Origin of the sequence: Vibrio sp. YT-18 (assembly GCF_033337345.1) — a bacterium.
Classification (GTDB): domain Bacteria; phylum Pseudomonadota; class Gammaproteobacteria; order Enterobacterales; family Vibrionaceae; genus Vibrio; species Vibrio alginolyticus.
In genome coordinates, this window is sequence record NZ_JAWOQO010000197.1 from 1 (window position 1) to 1,139 (window position 1,139).

General features: G+C 46.3%; 2 protein-coding genes. Both read left to right on the top strand.

The features are described from left to right. Positions 1-569: methyltransferase domain-containing protein (locus R7M72_RS25400; RefSeq protein WP_318056496.1), on the top strand; the 569-nt coding region annotated here is incomplete at its 5' end. Positions 570-653: 84 nt separating this feature from the next. Further along, positions 654-1,139: ChaN family lipoprotein (locus R7M72_RS25405; protein WP_318056497.1), on the top strand; the 486-nt coding region annotated here is incomplete at its 3' end.

Consider the following 1,139-nt stretch of genomic DNA (forward strand, 5'->3'; position numbering starts at 1 on the left):
ATATCGGTTGTGGTGAAGGTTATTACACCGATCAAGTGCAGCAATCACTCTTCGAACAAGATCCACAAGCCACTGTTTTTGGTTTGGATATTTCTAAAGTGGCCATTCGTTACGCTTCTAAGCGCTACCCAAACTGCCAATTTAGTGTAGCGTCTAGCCATCGCTTGCCGTTTGCAGACCAATCACTGGATGCGATTTTGCGTATTTACGCGCCATGCAAAGCAGAAGAGTTGCAACGCGTCATCAAAGACAACGGCGTGGTGATCACGGTAACGCCCGCAGGTCGTCACCTTTACCAGTTCCGCGAACGCATCTATCAAGAAGTTCGCTTACACAATGAAGAACCAGAGAACATTGAAGGCTTTGAGCTAGAGCACCAACAAAAGCTGAACTACACCATGGACTTAGAAAATGGTGTTGCATTTGATTTGTTGCAAATGACTCCATTTGCTTGGAAGGCGACGGATGAACTTCGTGAAGAGCTAAAGTCCGCTACACTTTTCCAGTGTGAGGCCGACTTCATGCTACGCGTTTACCGCAAGAAGCCAGTTCAACAAGAGAATCAATAGAGAATAACGAAAATCATTCTCATTTATATTGATTCATTGCTCAGCCTCCATTAATATCACTCGGACATTTTTGGAGGCTTTTCAATGCGCTTTTCTATTTTAGGCCTTGCATTTGCAAGCGTACTTTCAGGGTGTGTTTCTACCACGCCAACCACATCGGCCCTTTCTTCAACAGACGTCACCACCTTTTACGATTACCAACTGCATTCTCCTTCTGGCAACGCCCTTGCTTTGCAGAACCTGCCAGATGAGTTAAAAAACGCTGACGTGATCTTGGTTGGAGAGTGGCACACTCATGCTGGTATTCATCGCTTCCAAACCGATCTACTGAGGCAGCTTTCTTCTGGCGAACGCCGTATTGCCTTATCTATGGAGCAAGTCACGCGTGACAAGCAATCGGTGCTAGACGCTTATCTAAAAGGCGAAATCGGTGAACAATACTTCATGTCACAAAGCAATGCGTGGCCAAACTATGAAAGCGATTACCGCCCACTCGTTGAGTTCGCCAAGCAAGCCAACTTACCTGTTATCGCCGCAAATGCACCCAAATACATCGTCCGATGCATTGGT